The organism is Nannocystis punicea, assembly GCF_026965555.1.
Lineage (GTDB): Bacteria > Myxococcota_A > Polyangia > Nannocystales > Nannocystaceae > Nannocystis > Nannocystis punicea.
In genome coordinates this window covers 6106786-6127063 of the sequence record NZ_CP114040.1, presented here as the reverse complement: position 1 = coordinate 6127063, position 20278 = coordinate 6106786, and the positions used below count along the sequence as shown (strand labels likewise).

The following is a 20278-nucleotide window of genomic DNA, read 5'->3' as shown; positions in this document are numbered from 1 at the left end:
GATTAGCCCGGGCAGACCAAGTTGTCGAGAGGCTCGCACCCCACGACCCACTGCTCGGGGTCGAGGCAGGCCGGGGAGGGCGCCTGCAGGCAGTCGAGGAAGAAGACGCTCGGCTGCAGCTCGCAGCGGAACACGCCCTTCAGCCAGCGGCCGCCGGCGTCGCTCTCGCCGGAGGCCTGCCGCAGCGCCTCGCCCGGGCCGACGATCGCGTAGTCGAGGCGCGCAGTCGCGTCGCTGAACTCGGCGATCGTCTCGATGAGGCCCGGCTCCCCGCGCGCCAGGCTGGTGAACACGCAGAGATCGCTGGGGCTGAAGGCCGAGGGGGTCAGGCTGGCGTCGAAGTCGAAGCCGGTGCCGAGGAACGGGAACTCGCACGGCGCCGCCAGCTCGCACTCGAGCAGCTGCCGCGGCAGCGGCTCCATCGCCTCTTTCTCGTCCGTCTCCTGACCCGCGTCGCCTCCGTCGGTGGTGTCGTCGGCCCCGAGATAGGGGGTGGTGTCCGCCGCGCAGGCGGGAGCGAGCGCCAGGAGGGTGACGAGGAGGCTGACGTGGCGGGCCATGACAGCGAACGACGATGCACGTCACGGGCGCACCGGACGGCAGGAGAAACATCAACAATTACAGAGGCATGAAGATATTCAAAGCGGCGGCTGTCCCGCCAGCGGGACATGCCTGTCAGGGGGCCGGACACGCGCTCGCAACGCCGATCCTGGCGCGTCGCGGCGGCACATGCCTGCGAAACCTCCGAGTCTGCCAAAGCTCGTGCGCCGGCCCGCGTGCAAAAGAGGGCGCCCGGCGAACGACTACTCCCTGTGTTCATGACGCGACCCGTCTCCTCCGCCGACCTCGGCCTCGTCACCGCAGGCCCTTACTTCCTCGCCGGCGAGCTGCCGCCCGCGCCGCGCGTGGCGATCGTCGGCAGCCGCGCGGCGCGTCGCGATCGCCTCGCGCTGCTCGAGCCGGCGATCGCCGCGATGCGAGCCGCCGGCCTCGCGCTCGTCTCGGGCGGCGCCCTCGGCGTCGACATCGCGGCGCATCGGGCCGCGCTGGCCGGCGGCGTGCCGCAGCTGGCGGTCCTGCCGTGCGGGGCCGATCGGCCCTATCCCGCGCAACATGTCCCTTCGTACAGGTCGATCGCCGCCGCCCCGTGCTCGGGCCTGTTGTTCTGTCACGCGCCCGGCACGTTGCCGTGTCGGCAGATGTTCGCCAGCCGCAACGCGATCGTCGTCGATCTGGCCGAGGCGGTGCTGGTGGTCGAGGCGGCCGCGCGCTCGGGCAGCCACGGCACGGGAGTGTGCGCCCTGAAGCGCGAGCGGCGGGTGGCGGTCGTGCTCGGCAGCCCGGGCTGCGACGATCTCGTGGCGCGCGGGGCCACCGGCCTGGCGTGCGAGCCGGACGCGTTCGCGCCGGCGTTCGCGGCCTGGCTCGCGCGCGAGGCCCCGTCGCCGCGCCGCTTCCCGCCCGAGCTCGCCTGGCTCGACGACGCGCTGGCGGCGGCCGGGCCCCGCGGTCTCAGCCTCGACGCCATCCCCGATCCGCTGCATCGACTCGTCGATCTGCTGGCGGCCGAGCGCCTCGGCCTCGTCGTCGAGTCGCCGCCCGGTCGCTACCGCCGTGTGGGCTGACGCGCCGCATCACCACCGCCAAAGTCGCCGCTCGCGCCGGCGTGCCGCCCGGTCGAGCGCCGTTCTGCGCGAAGTCCTCCGCTCGCCGCGGCGAGCCGCTATCCTGCGGCCCCATGTCCGAGTCGATCCTCGTCCCGCCGCCGCCTGCGTTCGCCCAGGGCGCCCTCGTGACCTCGTACGCCGCTTACGAGGCGCTGTACCGCCGCAGCATCGACGAGCCGGCCGGCTTCTGGGGCGAGGAGGCGGCGCGGATCGCCTGGCATCGCCCCTACGACGCCGTCTGCGACGCCCACGCGCGCCCTGGCGAGATCGCGTGGTTCACCGGCGGCCGCCTCAACGTCAGCTACAACTGCGTCGATCGCCACGCCGCGGTCACGCCCGATCGGCCGGCCATCCTCTGGGCGCGCAACGAGCCCGGCGAGTACGAGACGATCACCTTTCGCGACCTGCAGGAGCGCGTCGGTCGGTTCGCCAACGTGCTGCGGGCCCACGGGGTCAAGAAGGGCGATCGCGTCTGCATCTACTTGCCGATGATCCCCGAGCTCGCGTGCGCCATGCTGGCGTGCGCCCGGATCGGCGCGGTGCACTCGGTCGTGTTCGCGGGCTTCAGCGCCGACGCCTTGCGCGAGCGGATCCTCGACGCCGACTGCGCCGTCGTCATCACCGCCGACGAGGGCCTGCGCGGGGCCAAGCGGGTGCCGCTCAAGCCGGTCGTCGACGCCGCGGTCGCCGGCCTCGAGAGCGTGCGCAGCGTCCTCGTCGCCAGGCGCACCGGCGCCGCGGTGCAGATGGTCCCCGGCCGCGATCTCTGGCTCGCCGACGAGCTGGCCCGGCAGCGCGCGACCTGCCCGATCGAGTGGGTCGACAGCGAAGATCCGCTGTTCGTCCTCTACACCTCCGGCTCGACCGGCAAGCCCAAGGGCGTCCTCCACACCACCGGCGGCTACCTCGTCTACGCCGCCACGACGCACCGCTACGTGTTCGACGCGCGCGAGGGCGACATCCACTTCTGCGCCGCCGATGCCGGCTGGATCACCGGCCACAGCTACATCGTCTACGGCCCGCTGGCCAACGGCGTGACCACGGTGATGTTCGAGTCGATCCCGACCTACCCCGACGCCGGGCGCTACTGGCAGGTCGTCGACGACCTGCGCGCGACCATCGTCTACACCGCGCCGACGGCCCTGCGCGCGCTGCTGCGCGAGGGCGACGAACCTGTCCGAAAGTACAGGCGTGACAGCATCCGCGTCCTCGGCACCGTCGGCGAGCCGATCAACCCCGACGTGTGGCGCTGGTACTTCGACGTCGTCGGCGACGGCCGCTGCCCGGTGGTCGACACCTGGTGGCAGACCGAGACCGGCGGGATCTTGATCGCCCCGCTGCCCGGCGCGATCGCCTGCAAGCCGGGCTCGGCGACCCTGCCGTTCTTCGGCGTGCGCCCGCTGCTGATCGACGACGACGGCAAGGTCCTCGAGGGCAACGACGTCGCCGGCAACCTGTGCCTGGCGGGCAGCTGGCCCGGGCAGGCGCGCACGATCTACGGCGACCACGCGCGCTTCCTCGCCACCTACTTCTCGCGCTTCCCCGGCTACTACTTCACCGGCGACGGCTGCCGCCGCGACGCCGACGGCTACTACTGGATCACCGGCCGCGTCGACGATGTGCTCAACGTCGCCGGCCACCGCCTCGGCACCGCCGAGATCGAGAGCGCGCTGGTGGCCCACGAGGCGGTGGTCGAGGCCGCCGTGGTCGGCTTCCCGCATTCGCTGAAGGGGCAGGGGATCTGCGCCTACGTCATCACCAGGCCCGAGTTCGACGCCTGGGATCGTGAGGAGCTGGCCGGCGCGCTCAAGGAACAGGTCCGAAAGGCCATCAGCCCGATCGCCACGCCCGACCGGATCCTGCTGGTGCGCGGGCTGCCGAAGACGCGCTCGGGCAAGATCATGCGCCGGATCTTGCGGAGGATCGCGGCCGGGGATTTCGACCCGTCCGGCTTCGGCGACACCAGCACACTGGCCGAACCGGCGGTCGTCGACGAGATCGTCGCGCTCGCCCGCGGCGGCTGACGGTCGCACGCGCGCGCCTCGCCGGGCGCGGCGTCGCGTCCTCCTCGCGCAAATGAGCGCGGACTGTGGCAACCGGGGGAAAACTCCCGCATCATGGGCCGCCCATGCTCGCCGTCACAGCCGCCCGCCACGCCTGGCTCGCGCTCGCGCTCGCCCTGGCCCCGGGACCGGCCGCTCCGTCCACCGCTCCGACCCCGCCCGCGGCCGCGCCGCCGCAGGCCCCGCTGTTCAAGCCCGGCGTCCGCGACGCCGCTCATCCCGGGCGATGGGTCCGCGAGTTCGAGCGGCGCAAGGCGATCCTCCGCAACGAACCTGGCCCGGCGGCCATCCTCGCGCTGCTCGGCGTGGTCTACGACCTCCACGGCGAGGTCCCGCGCGACGAGCTCCAGGCCTTCGTCGACGCCGCGCGCAAGCACCGGGAGCCGCTGGTCGCCAGCTACGCCGGTTACGTGCGCGGGCAGCTGCTCGAGCACGAGGGGCAGGGGCAGGCCCAGGAGGCCGAGGCGGCCTTCCGCGCCGAGGGCTACCTGCTCGACTGGCAGATCGTCGGCCCGTTCGACAACAGCGGCCGCGGCGGCCACGACCAGGTGTTCGAGCCGGAGACGGCGCCGTTTTCGGCCGGCCAGACCTTCGTCGGCAAGTTGCCGGGCGAGCCGTTGCCGTGGCGGTCCTTCGTCCACGCCAAGGCGCCGCGCGGCGGCTTCGTCAACCTCGGCGATCTCCTCCAGCCGGACTCGGACGTCACCGGCTACGCGACCCTGTGGATCCGCAGCGACCGGGCCGTCGACGCCGCGCTGCACCTCGGCGCCGCCGGGGCCTACAAGATCTGGCTCGACGGCGTCCCCGTCGGTCAGGCCGACAGCTACCACTCGCCGAACGCGCTCCAGGACGCCCACCCGATGCGCCTCCAGGCCGGGTGGAATCGCCTCCTGATCAAGCTCGGGGCCGACGAGGGATTGTGGGGCTTCTACGCCCGGGTCAGCGCGCCGTCAGGCGCCCCGCTGGCCGGCCTCGAGGTCCGCGGCAGCCCGCCCGAGGGGGTTCAAGCATCGGGTGAGAAAGCTGCCGCCAAAGCCGCGAAACCAGCCGAGAAATCACTGCCCAAGCTGAAGCCCGTTCGGAGCCTCCGCGGGGTCCTCGAGGCGCGCGCTCAGGGGGCCAAGCCGCGCCCCGCCGACCGGCTCGCGCTGGTCGAGTTCTACCGCTGGACCTCGCCGTTCGCCCCCGAGGATCGCACCGCGGTCGACCGCGCCCGCGAGGCCGACGAGGCGGTGAAGAGCGCCCGCAGCGCCCAGCTCCTCTCGATCCTCGACCCCGACCAGAACTCGAGCCGGACCGCGCTGCTCAGCGGCATCGAGCGCGCCCGCAAGGAGGGCAAGGCGAGCGCGCCGGTGCTGGCGTCGATGCTGGCCGACCTGAGCCTGCGCTACCAGAGCCTCGGCCTCGAGGAGCGCGGCCGGGCCCTGCTCGACGAGGCGTTCGCCACCACGCCCGACGACGTCCTGATCGAGCTGACCCTGGCCACGCGGCTGGCGACCGACGGCTTCCCGCTGGGCGCGCTCGAGTGGGTCGAGGACATGCTGAAGCGCTACCCCGGATCGGCGCTGCTGCTGCGCGACAAGGCCGACCGGCTGCTCGAGCTGGGGCGGACCGAGCCGGCCCTGGCGCTGCTGGAGAAGCTCGCCGGCGATCGGCCGACCGACGGTGGGCTGGCGCGGCAGATCGCCGACGGCAGGCTGCGGCTCGGCAAGCCGGACGCGGCCGCCGAGGTCGGCCGCCGGCGCGCGGCCGCCGTGCCCGGCTTGCCGGAGGCGTTCCGCGAGGTCGCGCGGCTCGAGGAGGCGCGCGGCGACCTGACGAAGGCCCGGGCCGCCCTGCAGGCCGCAGTCGACCTCGCGCCGCAGGACGCCGACCTCCACACCGCGCTCGCGCGCCTGGCCGCGCGCGACGACGACGGGGCCGCGGCGATCCGCAGCGTGCGGCGCTCTCTGGCCCTGCGGCCGCAGCAGCCCGAGCTGCGCGACTACCTGGCGACCCTCGACGCGACCCAGAAGGACGACCTGTTGGCCCGCTACCCGGTCGACTTCGAGGTCCTGGCGAAGAAGCCGACCCCGAAGTCGTGGGCCGGCAAGGACGCCGGGGTCCTGCTCCACCGCACGGTCGTGCGCGTGCTGCCGAACGGCCTGACCGAGCGGCTCGAGCACCGCGTCGTGCGCGTCCTCGACGACCGCGGGATCCGCAGCCAGGCCGTGCAGGGCATGGTCTACGACCCCGAGGAGGCCTACGTCGACGTCCGTCGCGCGCGCGTGCGGCGGGCCGACGGGCGCATCGAGGAGATCGGCGATCCCACAGTGGTCTCGCTGACCGACGCCGGCTACCGCATGTTCTACGACCAGCGGCAGCAGCGGGTGAACTTCAGCGGCCTGCGCGTCGGCGACGTGCTCGAGGTCGCGTTCGTCCGCCGCGACACCGCGCTGCGCAACAAGTTCGACGACTACTTCGGCGAGCTGGTCCCGCTCGAGTCGTTCGAGCCGCAGCTGCTGCGCGAGTACGTGCTCGAGGCGCCGTCGTCGCGGAAGCTGTACTTCAACCAGCCGGTCGAGCAGGAGCCCGGGCCCGGCGAGGGCACCGTGCGCTACCGCGTCAGCATGGGCGAGCGCCGCGGGGTCAAGCCCGAGAGCGGGATGCCGGGCTGGACCGAGCTGGTCAAGTACCTCCACGTCAGCACCTACAGCGACTGGGACGCGGTCGGCCGCTGGTACTGGAACCTGGTCAAGGAGCAGCTGGTCGTCGACGCCAAGATCAAGGCCGCGGTCCAGGATGTCCTGAAGAGCCTGCCCAAAGGGGCAGGTGAGCGCGAGAAGGTGCGCGCGCTGTACAAGCACGTCATCACCTCGACCCGCTACGTCGGCCTCGAGTTCGGCATCCACGGCTTCAAGCCGTACCGCACCACCGACGTGTACGACCGCCGCTTCGGCGACTGCAAGGACAAGGCGAGCCTGCTCAAGGTCATGCTCGCGGAGGCCGGCATCGCCTCGCACCTGGTGCTGGTGCGCACGCGCGACCAGGGCGCGCTCGGGGCCGCGCCGGCCAGCCTGTCGGCCTTCAATCACGCCATCACCTACGTGCCGAGCCTCGACCTCTTCCTCGACGGCACCGCCGAGTTCTCCGGCCCGGAGGAGCTGCCGACCGGCGATCAGGGCGCGACCGTGCTGGTCGTGCGCGACGGCAAGGGCGCCGACTTCAAGACCATCCCGGTCGCCCCGGCCGGCGACAACAAGCAGATCGTCCACCAGACGGTCGAGCTCAAGCCCGACGGCAGCGCCGACGTAAAGCACCTGTTCACCGTCACCGGCGCCTCCGCGGCCTCGTGGCGCAGCGCGCTGCAGGCGGCCGAGAACCGCAAGGAGCGGCTGACGCAGGTGTGGGGCGGCCAGTTCCCCGGCCTCGAGATCAAGGAGCTCGACGCCCCCGCGCTCGGCGACGTCCTGCACCCGGTCCAGATCCGCACGACCTGGAGCGTCCCCGCGTGGGCCCAGCGCCAGGGCGACGTGCTGCGCTTCAACGTGCTCGGCCACCGCACCGGGCTGCAGCGCGGCCTCGCCGGCCAGGCCACCCGCGAGCACGACCTCGTGATGGCCGCCCCGGCCACCGAGGTCAACGTCATCGAGGTCACCGCGCCGAAGGGCTACACCTTCGGCCAGTCCCCCGCGGGCAAGACGTTCGAGACCCCGTTCGCCCGCTTCACCCTCGACGTCGCCGGCCGCGGCGACCGCGTCGAGGTCCGCACCGAGCTCGAGTACCGCACCCACCGCTTCAAGGCCGCCGACTACCGCGCCCTGCGCGAGTTCCTCGGCCAGGTCGACGGCGCCCTCGAGCAGGCGTTCGAGCTCCGCCCCGAGCCGCGGGGGGCGAACTGACATGTCCCGGAGCACCTTGCCCTTGCACCCTGTTCGTTCGCGCATGTCCCTTCGTGCAGCTCTGTTCGCGACCGCGCTCCTCGCCGGCGCCGCGCCGGCCTGCAAGCCGCGCGAGGGCACGCACGAGCCGCACACCGAGGACAGCGCGCGCGCCCGCCTGAAGGCGCTCGAGGCCCGCCTCAAGTCGCACCCGAACGACGACGAGGCCTGGCGCGAGGCGGCCCACCTGCACTGGCTGTTCCTCCAGCAGCCCGACAAGGCGCGGCCGATCCTCGACCGCCTGGCCGGCAAGGGCGACATGGTCGCCCAGGCCTCGCGGATGATCTTCGCCGACGCCCGCCTCGACCTCAAGACGACCCGCAGCATGGCCCAGGCGCTGATCACCGGCGTCACCCGGCCCGGGGCCGAGCCGGAGGCGCGCCGCGTCCAGATCGGCCTGGCCGAGCTGGCCGCGCGCCTCCTGAGCGAGAACCACGGCGAGCTGCCCGACGACGACGACGACTTCATCCGCTTCTACAAGGGGCTCGACAAGGGCCGCCTGCCGGTCGAGGTCGCCCAGCCGCTCATCAGCCTGCGGGCCCAGATCGCCCGCCGCCTCGACCAGCCGTACCTGCAGTACTACGACGAGCAGGGCTGCGTGCGCGCGTTCCAGGTCGGCCCGGTCGAGGGCAGCCTCGAGGCGCTCGAGCTGCGGGCTGCCGCGAAGGACATGTCCTCCGGGACAGACAAATTCAAGGCCGACCCGACGGCGGTGCTGACGCCGCTGGCCTGCGCCGTGCGCACGTGGAACCTGACGCCGCGCGGCGGGGTGAGGCGGATGCGCACGAGCCTGGCTGTCCCCGGGGACACCCTCGTCCTCGGCCTGTCGAGCCAGGAGCCGATGCGGGTCTACCTCGACGGCAAGCCGATCTTCCGCAGCGATCGCAGCGACCGCTGGCCGGCCGCCGACAACCTGCTGCAGCTCAAGGTCACGCCCGGGCCGCACCGGCTCGAGGTCCACACCGCGGCCGCGCGCGAGAAGACGTGGGTGCTGGTGCGGGCGACCGACGCCGCCGGCAAGCCGATCCCGGCCACGGCCGAGGGCCCGGCGGCGAGCGCTCCCTTCGCCGGCGAGCCGCTGCGGATCGGTCAGCGCGACCTGCTGGCCGACCGCGGGCCGCTGGCCGGGCCGAGCTACCTGCCGCTGCGCGCCTACCTGGCGGCCGCCGACGCGCTCGCCGAGGGCGACTCGGACGCCGCCGAGCGCTACGCCGGCAACCTGCAGGCCTACGGGCCCGACTTCCCCGAGGGTCAGGTGCTGGTCGCGGCGTTCGAGATCGCCGACCCGTCGCGCGAGCGCAACGCCTCGACGTCGCGCCAGCGCGAGGCGATCGAGGAGGCCGTGCGTCTCGCGCCCGACCTCGACCGCGCGCGCGTCCGCCTGCTCGAGCTCGACCTCGAGAAGAACGAGGTCAGCGAGGTCGAGGCGGCCCTCGCGGCGCTGCCCGACAAGGCGCTGCGCCACGTCCCCGGCGAGCTGGTCCGCTTCGCCACCTACCTCGCCCGCGGCAACGAGCCGCTGGCCGAGGCCGCGCTGGCGCGGGCGGCGGCGATCCACCCCCGGGCGTGCGCGGTGCTCAAGGCCCAGCGGACCCTGGCCCAGCGGCGCAGCGAGGTCGCCCGCGAGGACGCCCTGGCGATCGAGCTCGAGCGCTGCGCCGGCACCACCGGCTCGCGCGCGGCCCTGGCGTTCCGTCGCGGCCGCAACGCCGACGCGCGCACGCTGCTGCTCAAGCTGCTCGAGCGGACCCCGGACGACCTCGAGGTGATCGAGCAGCTGGCCGAGCTCGAGATCTCCGAGGGCAACTACGAGGCCGCGATCGCGTGGCGCAAGAAGATCCTCGCCCTGCGGCCGTTCGGCGCCCGCAGCCTGGTCGCCACCGCCGACCTGCAGGCCCGCAGCGGCGATCCGGCGGCCGCGCGCGCGAGCGTGAAGGCGGCGCTCGAGAAGGCGCCGCAGAGCTCGGCGCTGCACACCATCGCCGCCGGCCTCGGGATCCCCGACGACCTGCAGCTGCTGCGCGTCGACGGCGTGCCGCTGGTCGCGGCCTACCGCGCCGGCAACTTCGCGGTGGCTGCTCCGGCCGGCGCCGAGGCGGCCCCGCGCCCGACCGACTACGAGGGCGCCAGCGAGGTACTGGTGCTCGATCGCAGCGCCATCCGGGTCTACGAGGACGGCAGCCAGCGCCAGCTGGTCCACACCATCATCGAGCTGCGCAGCAAGGAGGCGATCGATCGCTACGGCGAGATCACGCCGCCCGAGGGCGCGCGGGTGCTGACCCTGCACACCATCAAGGCCGACGGCGCGGTGTTCGAGCCGGAGTCGATCCCGGAGAAGAGCGGCCTCAGCCTGCGCGGGCTGCAGATCGGCGACTGCGTCGAGTACGAGCTGCTGCTCGACCGCGAGCCGCTGGGCCTGCTCCCGGGCTACATCGACCTGACCACCTTCCGCTTCCAGTCGGCCGAGACCCCGTTCCACGTGTCGGAGCTGCTGGTCGCGCACCCGAAGTCGGTGGCGATCAAGGTCGACCGGCGCGCCGGCGCGCCGGCCACCGTCGAGGGCGCGCTGGCCGGCACCGACCTGGCCTTGAAGACATGGAAGGTCGAGCGCTCGAAGCGGATCGGCGTCGAGCCGCAGATGCGCCACATCCTCGACGAGGTGCCGTCGGTCCGCGTCTACACCGCGGTCGACCCCAACAAGTGGCTCGCCAGCCTGGGCCTGCGGATCTACGCGGGCCAGCGCGCCAACCCCGAGCTGCGCACGCTCGCCGACAACCTGACGCGTAACGCGACCTCGCCGCAGGCCAAGCTGCAGGCGCTGTGGGCGTGGGTGGTCGAGGAGATCGAGGAGGGCGCGGACATCACCGCGCCGGCCACCGCGACGCTGTCGGCCCGCCGGGGCAACCGCCTGACGCTGCTCAAGGCGCTGCTGCGCGAGGCCGGGGTGCGCTCCGAGCTGTGGCTGGCCCGCGACAACTTCTCGCTCAAGCCGCTGCCGGGCGGCAGCCCGATGCTCGAGACCTACGAGGTGCCGATCCTCGCGGTGCACACCGGCGGCAAGGCGCCGACGATGGTGCTCACCAGCTCGAAGGTGCTGCCGATCGGCTACCTCATGCCGGGGCTGTCGCAGGCCCAGGCCATGCGGGTCCAGCTGGCCGAGGACGAGCCCGCGCCGGGCCCGGTGCGCCTGCCGGCCTCGCCGCCGGCGCTGGCCGACCGCCGCAGCTACGACCTCGAGCTCGAGCTGGCCCGCGACGGCACCGGCACCCTGCGCGGCACTATCGAGCTCCAGGGCATGGAGGCGGCCGCCTGGCGCGAGGGCCTGCGCACGCTCGACGCCGACCGCATCAACGAGGGCTTCGAGCGCGCCGAGCTCGGCGCGATCCTGGTCGGCTCCGGCGCCGAGCTGGTCGACCTCGACATCGAGCACAAGCTCGACCTGCCGAAGCCGCTGCGCCTCCACTTCACCGCCAAGCTCCGCGGCGCGATCGTCCAGCAGGGCGGCGAGCTGCTGATGCGCGCCAACTCGGTGCCGATGAACATGGGCCTCAACTACGCCTCGCTGCCGCAGCGCAGGACCGGCTGGGCGATGCCGTACGCGCCCCTGCTCGAGGCCAGCCTGACGATCAAGCTCGACGGCGCGAGCTTCACCGCGCCGCCGACCGAGGAGACCCTCGAGGGCCCGTTCGGCACCTACCGCCGCACGGTCAAGCAGGTCGCCCCCGGGCAGATCAAGATGACGACCCGCTCCACGCTGGTGACCGGCACCTACGAGGCCGCGCGCTACCCGGAGATCGTCGACTACACGCGCAAGATCAAGGCGGCCGAGGACCAGGTCATCCGCGCGAAGTGAGGGCGGCCGAGAGCATGCCCGGAAGGGCATGTCGAAAGGGCCATGACCGAACGGTCATGGCCCTTCGCGCATGCCCCGAGAGGCAGGTTACTCGGCGGCGGCCTCGGCGTCCTCGGTCGGCAGCAGGACCGCCTCGAGGACCTCGCGGATGTGCTTGACGTAGTGCAGGCGCATGTCGGCGCGGGCGGCCTCGGGGATCTCGGGCTCGTCCTTGCGGTTGCGGTCGGGCAGGATGACGTCGCGGATGCCGGCGCGGTGGGCCGCGAGGACCTTCTCGCGGATCCCGCCGACCGGCAGCACCTGACCGCGCAGGGTGATCTCGCCGGTCATGGCGACGTCGACGCGCGCCGGCCGGCGCGAGAACAGCGACACCAGGGCGGTCGAGATGGCGATGCCCGCGGAGGGGCCGTCCTTGGGGACTGCGCCGGCGGGGAAGTGGATGTGCACGTCGTAGTGCTTCATCAGGTCGCGGACCACCGCGGCGTCGGCCCCGAGCTCGGCGCCGCGGCTGCGGACCAGGCTGAGGGCGGCCTGGGCCGACTCCTTCATCACCTCGCCGAGCTTGCCGGTCAGCCGCAGGTGACCTGTCCCTCGGGTCAGGGTGGCCTCGACGAACAGGATCGTCCCGCCGGTCGGCGTCCAGCCGAGGCCGGTGACCAGGCCGGGCGACGGCTCCTTGGCCGCGAGCTCGTCGTAGTAGCGCGGCGGCCCGAGGATCCGCAGCGCCTCGTCGGCGCCGACGACCAGGCCCGGCTGCTTGCCCTCCGCGATCTGCATGGCGACGTCGCGCAGCAGCGAGGCCAGCTCGCGCTCGAGGTTGCGGACCCCGGACTCGCGCGTGTACTGCGTCGCCAGCGTCAGCAGCACGTCCTCGGGGACCTCGACCGCGACCGCCGACAGGCCGTTCTCCTGGCGCTGCTTCGGCAGCAGGTGGCGCCTGGCGATCTCGAGCTTCTCCTCGATCGTGTAGCCGGTCAGCTGGATGATCTCGAGCCGGTCGCGCAGCACCCCGGGGATCGTGCCGAGGTCGTTGGCGGTGCACAGGAAGATGACCTTCGACAGGTCGTAGTCGACGCCGAGGTAGTGGTCGTGGAAGGCCGTGTTCTGCTCGGGGTCGAGGGCCTCGAGCAGCGCCGAGGCCGGGTCGCCGCGCAGGTTGGCGCCGACCAGCTTGTCGATCTCGTCGAGGACGATGACCGGGTTCTTGCTGCCGGCGCGCTTCATCGCCTGGATGAACCGCCCGGGCAGCGCGCCGATGTACGTGCGCCGGTGGCCGCGGATCTCGGCGTCGTCGCGGATGCCGCCGAGCGAGATCCGGACGTAGCGGCGCCCGAGCGCGTCGGCGATGCTGCGGCCCAGCGAGGTCTTGCCGACGCCCGGCGGGCCGACGAGGCAGAGGATCGGGCCGCGCTTGTCGGGCGCCAGCTTGCGCACGCACAGGTACTCGAGGACCCGCTTCTTGACCTTCTGCAGGCCGTAGTGGTTCTCCTCGAGCAGGGCCCGCGCGGCGCCCATGTCGAGCTTGTCGGCGGTCATCGTCGCCGGGCTCCACGGCAGGTCGGCGATCCACTCGAGCCAGGTGCGGCAGGTGGTCGCCTCGCTGCTCTGCGGGTTCATCCGCCGCAGGCGCCCGAGCTCGCGGTCGGCCGCGGCGCGCACGTCGGGCGGCAGCTCGGCCGCCTGCAGCCGGCGCTCGAGGTCCTGCAGCGCGCGCTCCTCGGCCTCGCCCTCCGACTCGCCGAGCTCGTGCTGGATCGCCTTGAGCTTGTGGCGCAGCAGCGCGTCGTGCTCGTGCTTCGACAGGTGCTCGCGGACGTAGCGATCGAGGTCGCGCTTGACCTGCAGGACGTTGGTGCGGTGGCTGAGCAGCTCGATGACCTTGCGCAGGCGGGCGACCACGTCGACCTCCTGCTGGATCGCCAGCCGCTCGTCGCCGTCGAGCTCGACGTGCGCGGCCGAGAGGTCGGCGATCAGGCTCGGCGAGCGCTCGGCGAGGATCGTCGCCTGCGCCTGGGCCCGCGCCTTCGACTTGGAGGCCGTCGGCTGCAGGCCGTCGTGCTGCTTGACCAGGTCCTGCAGCGCCCCGGCGAGCGCGTAGGCGAGGGTCGGCTCGTGGACGATCTCGGCGGCCGGGTCGAACTCGGCGATCTGGTAGTCGCGCTCGGGGTAGATGTCGTGCACGCGCACCCGGCTGAGCCCGCGCAGCGTCACCGAGGTGCGGCCGGGCGTGCCCGCCAGCACCTGCACGACCTCGCAGGCGACGGCGACCGGATAGAGTTGATCGAGGTCGGGCGTGGCGGCGGAGGTGTCGCGCAGGAGCACGGCGATGACGCGCCCCGCGCCGCCGCGGGCCCGGTCCTGCGCCGCGCGCACCGCCTGCATCGCCGGGGAGCTGCGCCCGAGGTCGACCGGCTGGGTCGCGCCGGGCAGGATGATGGCGCCGCGCAGGGGCAGGAGGGGGAGCGGCCCGGTGATCGCGGGAGGGGACATCGGCGGGGAGGTTAGCCGATCTGCGCCGCCTCGCCGCGCCGCTCTGGTAAAAGAGCCGCGTGTCCGCGGGTCCTGCCGCCTCCGAGATCGTGTCGCCCTCGTCCGGGGCCTCGCCGGTCGTGGCCGGCCTCGGCGGGGTCGCGGTCGCCGCAGGCGTCGGCCTGGCCGCGGGCCTGTCGGTGCCGCTCTCGTGGGGCCTCGTCCCCGGCGTCCTGGTCGGCCTCGGCGTGGTCGCCCTGGTCGCCCGCCGCGGCCCGGGGGCCCCCGATCCGGCCGTGATCGCCGCGCTGCCCAGGGCGCGCCGGATCGCGCTGGCGGCCCTGATCCTGGCCCCGGCGATCCCGCTCGCCACCGTCGCCGCGCGAGCGCTCGCGGGGATCGTGGTCGCCTATCCCGCGGCGCTGTGGGCGGCCGCGCCGGCCCTGCTGGCGGCGGTGGTCTTGCCCCTGCTCCAAAGGACATGGTCGCAAGGACTTGTCCTTTGCGCCCTGGTCTTCGGGACATTCGCGGCCGGGGCCGCGGGCGCCCGCTTCGAGGCCGCCGGGGCCCACGCGCGCGGCGAGACGTGGGGCGGGCCGATCCTCGGCATCCACCCGTTCCAGACAACCGCGATCCTGATCGACGGCTACGGGCCGTTCGACCTGCCGATCAACGACTACGTCGAGCCGGACGGCAGCAAGGGCTACGGGCCGGCCGAGCTGGCCGAGGCGCTGACCCGCGACCTGCAGAAGATCGCCGAGCTGCAGTACGCCGAGCACGGGCCGGCGCGCGCGTACAAGGCGTTCGCGGAGGCGACTGTGGTCGCGGAGGATCTGCCCGAGGCCCGCGAGCGGCTCGACCGGCCGGCGGAGGCGCCGACCGAGCCGCGCCTGCACGTGACCTCGGGTGGGGTCGGCCGCGGATCGCGGGTCGAGTTCGTGTGCCCCGGCGCGGCCAACGACCCGCGCCCGCGCAAGCCCGACGCGGTGATGGAGCGCATGTGCCCCGACAAGTACAGCTCCGAGGCCAGCGCCGGCCTGGGGCTGACGGGGCGCTGGACCGGCTACACGGAGGCGCTCGGCCAGCCGCGGCTTTCGCTCGCCCGGGCGCTCGGGTGGCCGCGCGAGCGGGTGTTCGGCGAGCTGCGGGCGTGGGCGTGGATCGTCCTGGGCCTGTCGTTCCTGGCCGCCTGCGGGCCGCGCGGGCGCGCCGCGGCCGGCCTTTCGCGCTGGGGCGGGGCGGTCGCCGCGATCGCGGCTGTCCTTTCGATCCTGCTCCTCGTGCCAGGTCTCTCGGTACAGGTCGAAGCCTGGTCGCGGCCGGCCGAGTGGGAGGCGCCGCTGGCGCTGGCGCCGTGGGTCGCGCTCCTGGCCCTCGGGTCAGGTCACGCCGCGATCGCGGCCGGGCCGGCGGGCGCGGCGGGCGGCCGTTGGCGGGGGGCGCTCGCGCGGGTCCTTCCGATTCTGCCGGCCTTGCCGATCATGGCCGGCACGCTCGGGCTCGCCGGCAGCCTGGCGGCGGCGACCTGGTGGACGCCGGAGCTTGCGCCGCCGACAGGGCCGGCGCAGCCGTTGCCGCTGGCGGGGGTGATCGCCGGGCTGGGGGAGGGGCTCCACCGCGGCAGCGGCCTCGCCGTCGACGTCGCCGAGGGGGTCGTCGCCGCGTCGGCGGTGGCGCTGCTGGTCGGCCTCCTCGCGGCCCTCCTGGGTCCCGTCGTGCGCTTTGCGGGATCCGCGCTGAGCCCGCGCAGGCCGGTGCTGGCGGCCCACGCGGCCCTCCTCGCCGTGATCGTCCCGGCCGCGCTGCTCGTGCTGTCGCGCATGTCCGCGGGGGCTGCGGCCCTGCTCGCGCCGGCCGCGGCGATGGCGTGGATGGCCGGTACGGGCCTGGCGCTGGCGGTGCCGGGCGGGCGGCGGTGGCCCGCGATCGCCGAGCACCTGCTGGCGGCCGTGATCGTGGTCGTGGCGGGGCAGCAGGCCCTCGCGGCGCAGGCCAACCGGACCATGTGGATCGCCCTGGGCATCGGGGTCCTGATCACCCTCGCAGGTCTGGTGTTGCTCCCGCGGGTCCGTTCCGCGTCGGATTCTGCTACCCCTGGGCCTCGGCCATGATCCAGGGGCTTTCCAGGCCAAAATCAGACCGCTATCATCCCCGCGCTTCCCAGACCGACCCGCACATGACCGCAGCCATCACGTCGTCTCGCCCGTCGCCGCTCCTCCGCGCCTTCACCGGCGTCCTCTGTGCGGCGCTCGCCTTCTCGCCGTTGCCCGCGGCTGCGTCTTCGCCGGCGACCTTCGGCATGTTCGCCGCGGCGCCGGCTCCTGCTTCGACCGGCAACACGATCGGTTTGTTTCGCCTGAGCGGCGACCCGGCGATGGCCGAGGGGCTGCGCTCGCAGATCCTGACCGACATGAGCGCCGCCGGTTACAACGTCAAGGGCGTCGCGCTCGACATCGACGGCGCGGCCGGCAAGGTCAAGTGCAAGGGCGGGGCCGACGCGTGCGTCGGCAAGGTCATCGAGTGGCTGAACAAGGGCGCCGCCAAGTCGGGCACCGTCTACGACTACCTGATCTACGGCACCGTCGGCGGCCCCGGAGCCCCGAGCAACATCGTCATCTACGACGTCGCCAAGAAGGCCAAGGTCAAGGAGTTCTCGCCCTCGATCAACCCCGACGACCTGATCCTCCCGCTGGCGCTGCCGCGGGCGATGGTCACCACCCTGAACAACTACCGCACGCCGGCGGCCCCGGCCACGCCGGAGGAGCAGAAGATCCTCGCCGAGCTCGACGAGCCGGCCAAGACGCCCGAGGAGCTGGCGGCCGAGAAGGCGGCGATCGACGACGCCATCGGCAAGGTCGCGGCCGGTCAGGGCGAGCTCATCGACACCAGCAACGTCAAGGTCGACCTGAAGAAGGACTTCAAGGACTTCTGCCGCACCGGCCCGCCGAAGCCGCGCGTCAACAAGGACGACCCGAAGGACCTGCGCCCGGCGTGCAAGCGCGGCCCGGTGTTCGGCTACTTCCAGACGCGCGCGTGGGTGGCCCTCGGCCTCACTGCCGGCGCGCTGCTCACCACCGGCATCTTCTACTCGCTCGGCCTCGCCGCCCGCGGTCCCTACAAGTCGGCCCTCGACGACCTCAACAACTCGGGCCTCGACAAGACCGACCCGCTGCAGTCCGACGAGTACACGCGCCTCGCCTCCGATGTGGCCGACAAGGGCAACACGATGCGCAACCGCCTGATCGGCGGCGACGTCGCCCTGCTCACCACGGTCCTCCTCGCCGGCGTGCTCGCCGTCATCATCTACCAGGACCGCACCGACGCGAAGGACTTCATCAAGACCGAGAAGAGCCTCAAGTCGGTCTCGCGGATCCAGAACTTCCGCGGCGGCCCGATCCTCAGCCGCGGCATGCAGGGCTTCGGCTTCGGCTTCAACTTCTGAGCGCCGCGCGCCTGCGCGAGACGAGGGCCCGCCGCCGCTCCGGCGCGGGCCCTCTCGCGTTGGTCGCCGGGGTGGCGCGGAAGACCCATCGGCGCCGGAGATGAGCGGGGCTCGCCAGCTCTTCAGGACATGTTCCAATGGGCATGTCTGAAAGAACAGATCGCAGGCCCGGCCGAGTCGAAGCGCGAAGCCGGCCCGGTCACGGGGCGCGGATCCGGCTCGCGGGCGACCGAGGCGACCGTCCTTGTGCGAGGTCTTGCCCGCGGCCCGGCGAACCGTCATACGATCGCTGCCCGGAGGCGCGACATGGACTCTCGCGGACAGGCGCAGTACATGGGCTGGCGGATCGACTACGCCAATCCGAGAGGCGAGCCGGGCTTCGTCGGTCCGGACTCGGTCCACTGGCGCATCTATAAAAATCCGGTGGCGCTCGCGGTCGGCGGGGTGGCGGCGGTGCTGCTGGAGTTCGCGGATCCGCGGATCCGCAGCGGCGTCTGGGATCACTCGACCTACAAGGCCGACCCGGTCGGCCGCTCGCGCAGGACGGCGATCGCGGCGATGGTCGGCGCGTACGGGCCGCAGAGCGCGGCGAGGCGCGTGATCGCCGGCGTCAACAAGCTGCACGCGAAGGTGAACGGCTCGACGCCGGCCGGTGAACCGTATCGCGCCCTCGACCCGGAGCTGCTCGATTGGGTCAGCGCGACCGCGGTATACGGGTTCCTCACCGCGTACGACCGCTTCGTCGCGCCGGTGTCGGCGGCCGACCGGCGCCGCTACTTCGCCGAGAGCGGGCCGGTCGCGCGCCTCTACGGCGTCCAGAACGTCCTCACGTCCGAGGCCGACTTCGAGGCGATGATGCACCGGCTCGCGCCGCGCTTCGAGGCGCACCCGATCGTCGACGAGTTCCTCACGATCATCAAGACGGGGAAGGGACAGGCCCGCGCGCTCGGGTTCTTCTACCGGGCAGTCGCGCGGGCGGCGGTGTCGATCGTGCCGCTGGCGGTCCGCGCGAAGCTGCAGCTCGGCGCCGCGTACGATCTGCGGGCGGTCGACCGCGCGCTCGTGCGAGCGGCCGCCGGCGTGGCGGAGCGCTTCCCGGCGAAGGACGCCCCGGCGACGCAGGCGCCGCTGCGCTTCGGCTTGCCGGCGAACTTCCTGTATCTGAGTCGACGCCGCCAGGAGGCGCTGCTGGCCCGCGTGTCGTCGCCGGCGGCGGCCCCGGGGTGAACCCCGCGGCTCAGCCGGCGATCAGCGAGTGGCCGGTGATCGCGGTGATGTCGACTCGACCGTCTGTCCCGGAGAACCTGTCCCGAGAGGCAGCAGCACGCCCGGGAACCGCGGCTCAGCCGGCGATCAGCGAGTGGCCGGTGGTCGCGGTGATGTCGACCTCGACCGTCTGTCCCGGAGAACCTGTCCCGAGAGGCAGCAGCACGCTCTGGAACCGCGGGGTGCGGCCGAGCAGGCGGTCGCCGCGGTGCGACAGGCCGCTGATGAGCACGCGCTCGCGCTTGCCGACGCGGCTGTGGTGCGACGCGCGGGTGTGCTGCTCCTGCAGCTCGATGACCTCTTGCAGGCGGCGGCCCTTGACCTCGTCGGCGACGTCGTCCTGCAGCTTGCGGGCGGCGTAGGTGATCCCGCGGTCGCTGTAGCGGAACATGAACGCCGAGTCGAACCGGACCTCGCGCATGAGCGAGAGCGTCTCGGCGTGGTCGTCCTCGGTCTCGCCGCAGAAGCCGACCATCAGGTCGGTCGACAGCGCGAGGTCGGGGATCGCCGCGCGCAGGCGGCCGACCAGGTCGACGAACTCGGCGCGCAAGTAGCCGCGCTTCATGGCGGTCAGCATGCGATCGGCGCCCGACTGCGCCGGCAGGTGGATGTACGGGCACACCTTGTCGAGCTCGGCCATGGTGGCGATGAGCTGCTCGGTGAAGTCGACCGGGTAGGGGCTGGTGAAGCGGATCCGCTCGAGGCCGTCGATCGCGGCCAGCGCCCGCAGCAGATCGGCGAAGCTTGCGTCCTCCCAGACGTACGAGTTGACGGTCTGGCCGAGCAGGACGATCTCTTTGTAGCCGCGCTCGGCCAGGTGCCGGGCCTGTCGCAGGACCTCGCGCGGGACCACGCCGCGCTCGCGCCCGCGGGTGTACGGGACCACGCAGAAGGTGCAGAACTTGTCGCAGCCGCGCTGGATGGTGACCTGGCCGCTGACGCCGTCGTCGTCGGGGACGCCGTCGAGACCCTCGTAGGTCTCGTCGCGGTCGAGCGTGACGTCGACGACCCGCTCCCCGGCGCGCGCGCGGTCGACCAGGCTGCCGATCCGGCGGTAGCTGTCCGGGCCGGCGACCAGCCCGATGTGCGGCGCCTGCTTCTGGACCTTGTCGCGCAGGTGCTCGGCCATGCACCCGGTAATGCCGAACACGAGATCGGGGTTGTCCTTCTTGTGGCGGAGGAGCTGGCTGGTCCGCCCGTAAACCCGCTCCTCGGCCTTCTCGCGCACGGCGCAGGTGTTGAGCAGGATCACGTCGGCGGCCGCCGGATCGGGCACGCGCACGTAACCGCGAGCCGCGAGCTGGCCGACGATGAGCGCCGAGTCGGCCTCGTTCATCTGGCAGCCGAGCGTCTCGACGTAGACGCGCGGTCCGGCGATTCCGGCCAGTTCCGGCGCGCCGGGCAGCTCCGGCGCGGTCGCGGGCGGTTCCGGCGCCGTCCTCGTGCCGCGGATCTGGACCAGGCGGGTCATGGGCGCGGCATGCTACGCCAAAATCGCCACTGGCGCCCCAGGGGGAGGCTCACGCGGGGCTCCTGGCGGGGCGGGTGCGGGCGCGCCGGACCGCCGCAGATGTCGCCGCTTGGATCGGACGCTCGCT

At 73.1% G+C, this 20278-nt stretch carries 10 protein-coding genes; 7 read left to right on the top strand and 3 right to left on the bottom strand.

The genetic code is table 11. The annotated features are described in order from the left end of the window. Window positions 1-2: 2 nt before the first annotated feature. Window positions 3-560 carry a hypothetical protein gene (locus O0S08_RS23615; RefSeq protein ID WP_269041488.1) on the bottom strand — a complete coding sequence of 186 codons (558 nt, stop codon included), beginning with the start codon at window positions 558-560 and terminating at the stop codon, window positions 3-5. 258 nt (window positions 561-818) lie between these two features. Between O0S08_RS23615 and O0S08_RS23610 the strand changes: the two genes are divergently transcribed. The 4 genes from O0S08_RS23610 (at window position 819) to O0S08_RS23595 (ending at window position 11503) form a co-directional block, all read left to right on the top strand. Next, window positions 819-1625: a DNA-processing protein DprA gene (locus O0S08_RS23610; RefSeq protein ID WP_269041487.1), complete on the top strand. Its 807-nt coding sequence runs from the start codon at window positions 819-821 to the stop codon at window positions 1623-1625. A 113-nt stretch (window positions 1626-1738) separates the two neighbouring features. Next, complete coding sequence (gene acs / locus O0S08_RS23605) at window positions 1739-3691, top strand: acetate--CoA ligase (protein WP_269041486.1); 1953 nt, start codon at window positions 1739-1741, stop codon at window positions 3689-3691. Between the two features lie 104 nt (window positions 3692-3795). Continuing rightward, window positions 3796-7611, top strand: a complete 3816-nt coding sequence (locus O0S08_RS23600; RefSeq protein WP_269041485.1) for a DUF3857 domain-containing protein — start codon at window positions 3796-3798, stop codon at window positions 7609-7611. Between the two features lie 43 nt (window positions 7612-7654). Beyond that, window positions 7655-11503 carry a tetratricopeptide repeat protein gene (locus tag O0S08_RS23595; protein ID WP_269041484.1) on the top strand — a complete coding sequence of 1283 codons (3849 nt, stop codon included), beginning with the start codon at window positions 7655-7657 and terminating at the stop codon, window positions 11501-11503. A gap of 87 nt (window positions 11504-11590) precedes the next feature. On the opposite strand, the gene lon is transcribed toward O0S08_RS23595, so the two are convergent. Beyond that, complete coding sequence (gene lon, locus O0S08_RS23590) at window positions 11591-13993, bottom strand: endopeptidase La (RefSeq protein ID WP_269041483.1); 2403 nt, start codon at window positions 13991-13993, stop codon at window positions 11591-11593. Between the two features lie 59 nt (window positions 13994-14052). On the opposite strand from lon, the gene O0S08_RS23585 reads away from it, so the two are divergent. The 3 genes from O0S08_RS23585 to O0S08_RS23575 all read left to right on the top strand — a co-directional run bounded on the left by O0S08_RS23585 (window position 14053) and on the right by O0S08_RS23575 (window position 18641). After that, window positions 14053-16083: a hypothetical protein gene (locus O0S08_RS23585; RefSeq protein ID WP_269041482.1), complete on the top strand. Its 2031-nt coding sequence runs from the start codon at window positions 14053-14055 to the stop codon at window positions 16081-16083. A 65-nt stretch (window positions 16084-16148) separates the two neighbouring features. After that, window positions 16149-17414 carry a hypothetical protein gene (locus tag O0S08_RS23580; protein WP_269041481.1) on the top strand — a complete coding sequence of 422 codons (1266 nt, stop codon included), beginning with the start codon at window positions 16149-16151 and terminating at the stop codon, window positions 17412-17414. Window positions 17415-17720: 306 nt separating this feature from the next. After that, window positions 17721-18641: an oxygenase MpaB family protein gene (locus O0S08_RS23575; RefSeq protein WP_269041480.1), complete on the top strand. Its 921-nt coding sequence runs from the start codon at window positions 17721-17723 to the stop codon at window positions 18639-18641. Window positions 18642-18756: 115 nt separating this feature from the next. On the opposite strand, the gene miaB is transcribed toward O0S08_RS23575, so the two are convergent. Next, entirely contained in the window at window positions 18757-20151 is a 1395-nt protein-coding gene (gene miaB / locus O0S08_RS23570; protein ID WP_269041479.1) for a tRNA (N6-isopentenyl adenosine(37)-C2)-methylthiotransferase MiaB, read from the bottom strand. Between the last annotated feature and the right edge of the window lie 127 nt (window positions 20152-20278).

Coding starts and splice junctions, on each gene's coding strand:
- O0S08_RS23615 (WP_269041488.1), bottom strand. CDS start 560: ATGGCCCGCCACGTCAGCCTCCTCGTCACCCTCCTGGCGCTCGCTCCC.
- O0S08_RS23610 (WP_269041487.1), top strand. CDS start 819: ATGACGCGACCCGTCTCCTCCGCCGACCTCGGCCTCGTCACCGCAGGC.
- acs (WP_269041486.1), top strand. CDS start 1,739: ATGTCCGAGTCGATCCTCGTCCCGCCGCCGCCTGCGTTCGCCCAGGGC.
- O0S08_RS23600 (WP_269041485.1), top strand. CDS start 3,796: ATGCTCGCCGTCACAGCCGCCCGCCACGCCTGGCTCGCGCTCGCGCTC.
- O0S08_RS23595 (WP_269041484.1), top strand. CDS start 7,655: ATGTCCCTTCGTGCAGCTCTGTTCGCGACCGCGCTCCTCGCCGGCGCC.
- lon (WP_269041483.1), bottom strand. CDS start 13,993: ATGTCCCCTCCCGCGATCACCGGGCCGCTCCCCCTCCTGCCCCTGCGC.
- O0S08_RS23580 (WP_269041481.1), top strand. CDS start 16,149: ATGACCGCAGCCATCACGTCGTCTCGCCCGTCGCCGCTCCTCCGCGCC.
- O0S08_RS23575 (WP_269041480.1), top strand. CDS start 17,721: ATGGACTCTCGCGGACAGGCGCAGTACATGGGCTGGCGGATCGACTAC.
- miaB (WP_269041479.1), bottom strand. CDS start 20,151: ATGACCCGCCTGGTCCAGATCCGCGGCACGAGGACGGCGCCGGAACCG.